This is a genomic window from Planktotalea sp., assembly GCF_049680325.1.
In the GTDB taxonomy this organism is placed as follows: domain Bacteria; phylum Pseudomonadota; class Alphaproteobacteria; order Rhodobacterales; family Rhodobacteraceae; genus Planktotalea.
The window spans coordinates 1-3,509 of the sequence record NZ_JBAUHO010000247.1; the positions used below are offsets into that span (position 1 = coordinate 1).

Here is a 3,509-nt window from a genome sequence, read left to right on the forward strand (position 1 = left end):
CGGCAAGATTGTGTCTACGTCACAAGAAGTCGAAGTCATGGTTCTGGAAATCGATGGCACGAAGCGCCGCGTTTCCCTTGGTCTCAAGCAGACACAGCGCAACCCGTGGGAAGTCTTTGCCGAGACACACCCAGAGGGCACTGAGGTCGAAGGCGAAGTCAAGAACATCACCGAATTCGGTTTGTTCATTGGCCTTGAAGGCGACATCGACGGCATGGTTCACCTGTCCGATCTGTCATGGGACGAGCGCGGCGAAGACGCGATCCAGTCCTATCACAAGAACGACATCGTTCAGGCGGTTGTTTCTGAAGTCGACGTTGAAAAAGAGCGTATCTCCCTCTCCGTTAAAGCGCTTGGCGGCGACAAGTTCGCTGAAGCGGTTGGCGGCGTGAAGCGTGGCTCTATCGTGACTGTGACAGTGACAGCCATCGAAGAGGGCGGCGTTGAGGTCGAGTATGAAGGCATGAAATCCTTCATCCGCCGCTGCGATCTGTCCCGTGACCGTGCAGAGCAGCGCCCAGAGCGTTTCTCCGTTGGCGATAAAGTCGACGTGCGCATCACAAACGTGGACGCGAAGACACGCCGTTTGGGTGTCTCCGTGAAAGCGCGCGAGATCGCAGAAGAGAAAGAAGCAGTTGAGCAGTATGGTTCTTCTGACAGCGGCGCGTCCTTGGGCGATATCCTTGGCGCAGCGCTGAAGTCTGACGACTAAGCTTTGATGCTTTAGAAATTGAGAAGGCCCCGTGGGATTGATCCTGCGGGGCCTTTTTCGTTGGGGTTTGGCCGTGTTTTTGACAGCGGGTATTCGGGGGTATTCGCAGCGTAGGGGTGGCTATTTGGCGTGGCTCTGATCCGCTGTCTCCAGCGGATAAAGCGCGCAGGTGCGGCGGCGTTTGGGGGTGTTGCGAAAATAGTCTCGCAGGCCACGGCGGTTTTCTTGGGGCAGGGCATCCCAGTCGGACCAAACCAGTTGGTAGTTCAGCACGGAGGCCATGCGCTCTATAGCGCCTGTGCTTGGGATGCCAATCAATGTCTCGTGTTGCTCAGGCACCTGGCCCGTCGCGTTAAGCACGTTGTCAGTGCGCTCGCGGGCAAGTTGGATCATTGGGTTGTCTTTGGTGATAAATTCACTGTCGATGATGATAACTTTCGGCTGCAGCAATTTGATGCGCGCAAGCAGCCCATAGTGATCCGTGACGTGATAGAGGATCCCGAACAGTGCGACGACATCAAATGTTGCCTGCTGATCGATCAGCCTGTCGAGTTCTTTGTAGAGGTCGCTGTGCTTGAAGGTGACACGGTGTTTGAAATCCGTTTCAGGAAAATTGCTATATTTCTGGATGAGCACTGCGCGCGCCTCAACGGCGTAGACTTCTGCGGCGCCTGCGCTTGCCAAAGCATAGCTCCAGCGGCCGTCATGGGCGGCGATATCAAGGACGCGCGCTGCCTTTATCTGCTTCTGGAAGGGTGCCACGATATAGTCAAAGCGCACATTCATGCGGGCGATATCGGCTTTGCGATACCCGTCCCACCCTTGCATGAAATCGGAAAAGCGTTTGATCTTTAGCTCCTGTCGCCCGGACCAGTTCGGGCAATGATATCATGCGCGCGCGCGATGTTTCAACGCGCTCTGGATGATAACAAACGCAGCCCCGAAGAGCGTGCGTTAAATGCTTGTGTGATTGTTTCGGTGACCGCGAAAAGCTTTGAGGCTTTAGGCACAAAAAAGCCCCGCTGGAATGATCCAACGGGGCCAGTACGTTGCCTAGAAAATGAAATCGCTTGCGTCCAGGTTGCCGTAGACCATGGTTTCAAGGACCAGAACATCGCCATTGCCAAAGTCGATGTACGAACCAGTCGGTCCATGCAAATCAACATCTAGCGTCGCGATCATGTTCGCAAAGTTGATGAGGCCAAAGCTGCTCAGATCAATGACATCGACGCCGTTGGTCATGTCGGTAATCACATCGTGCCCGCCGCCTGCCTTGAAGACAAACGTATCGCTGCCGTTGCTGCCCGTGATGATATCATTGCCCGCGCCGCCATCGATCGTGTCCGCACCGGACGCACCGTCAATGGTATCATTGCCCGAATTGCCCAATAGCATATCGCTGGAGCCGCCGCCGTTGATATCATCGTCGCCTGACCCGCCCTTGACGTAATCGTTGCCGCCGCCGCCTTCGATGACATCATCGCCCGCACCGCCGCGAATTGTGTCCGCGCCGTTATTGCCGAGCAATTCATCATCTCCGCCGCGACCCGCAAGCATGTCGTCGTCCTTGCCACCATCAAAGTGGTCGTCAAAGTCACCGCCCATGATTATGTCATCACCGTCACCGCCTGTGACCGAGCCTTCGACAAATCCAGTCGCTTTGGCGCGATACAGGTCATTGCCTTCGGCCAGATCAACGTTGCCAAATATATCGCCCGAATTAATCATCGTATCGTCGCCACCGCGATGATCGACGTCCCCATTAAGGGTGCCGCTGTTTCGCACGGTTTCGCTGAAATTCGAGTCGCCCAGAATGGCAACATCACTGCTGGACGCGCCCGCGCCGCCTGTGATGGTGCCGGAATTGATAACGACCTGCTGGATCGTATCGAATGAGTTGTTGAGATGCACACCAGCGTCATTGCCGGATTCAATCGAACCCGAATTGACCAGACGCCCGCCGTCGCTTGTCATAAAGACGGCTTTCTGGTGCGCGACAACGCTACCGGAATTGGAAATTGAACCGAATGCGCCATCAAGCAGTTCAATGCCGCGGAAACCTGCGGTGATATTGCCTGAGTTGATAATAACAGCATTGTCTCCTTCGTTCAGAATGCCCGATTGCGTGGCCTGAACGGTGCCAGAATTGGCGACGCGCTTGTCGTTTGTCGTGCTAAAGGTCAAGTCGATGCCGTTATTGCCCGCAACGATGCTGCCGCTGTTGTTTACGTCCAGATCTTCGCCACTGCCAACGATGCCATTGCCTGCGGCATTTACCGTTCCGGTGTTCAGCGCGCTAGACCCGTCGCCTGTGATAAAGATCCCCACATCCGTGTAAGCAGTTGCAGTGCCATTGTTCACAATACGGCTGTCGGTGCCGTTGACCGTCATTGCATCATCTTCGCCAGTCGCGCTGCCGTTGTTGATAATGATACCGTTATTCCCCGTGGTGCGCATAGCGTCGCCGTTGGTTCCAGTGACCGTGCCATCGTTGGTGATGCGGGAGCCAGCCTCTAAAACATTGACACCATGGCCGTGGCCGGTGATCGCGCCCGAGTTGGTGACAAAGCTGCCAGTGGTGACAAGGTTATCGTCGATAAAGAACGCATCAGCGCTGTGTGAAACAATGTTGCCGGTATTGGTGATCGTTTGAGCGCCGTCAGCGAAGTAAATTGCCTGATTGTCAGAGCTTAAGCTGCCAGAGTTGAACAAGGAATGACCCGAGCCAGTGCTAAGTAGGCCTGCATCATGCCCGAAAACGCTGCCGTGATTGGAAATCTGGGTTCCATTGCCGGTG

At 55.2% G+C, this 3,509-nt stretch carries 2 protein-coding genes and 1 pseudogene; 1 reads left to right on the top strand and 2 read right to left on the bottom strand.

Annotated elements, in window-relative coordinates; all coding sequences use genetic code 11:
• A partial coding sequence (locus tag WBC85_RS11220; protein ID WP_424436840.1) for a S1 RNA-binding domain-containing protein occupies nucleotides 1-712 on the top strand: 712 nt, incomplete at its 5' end.
• Nucleotides 713-832: 120 nt separating this feature from the next.
• Here the strand turns inward: WBC85_RS11220 and WBC85_RS11225 are convergent.
• Both WBC85_RS11225 and WBC85_RS11230 read right to left on the bottom strand, forming a co-directional pair.
• Nucleotides 833-1,540: a class I SAM-dependent methyltransferase gene (locus WBC85_RS11225; RefSeq protein WP_424436843.1), complete on the bottom strand. Its 708-nt coding sequence runs from the start codon at nucleotides 1,538-1,540 to the stop codon at nucleotides 833-835.
• A gap of 225 nt (nucleotides 1,541-1,765) precedes the next feature.
• Nucleotides 1,766-3,509, bottom strand: a pseudogene (locus WBC85_RS11230) (hypothetical protein); the annotation flags it as partial.

Excerpts from the sequence above, each read along its gene's own strand:
- WBC85_RS11225 (WP_424436843.1), bottom strand. The coding sequence starts at position 1,540 with ATGCAAGGGTGGGACGGGTATCGCAAAGCCGATATCGCCCGCATGAAT.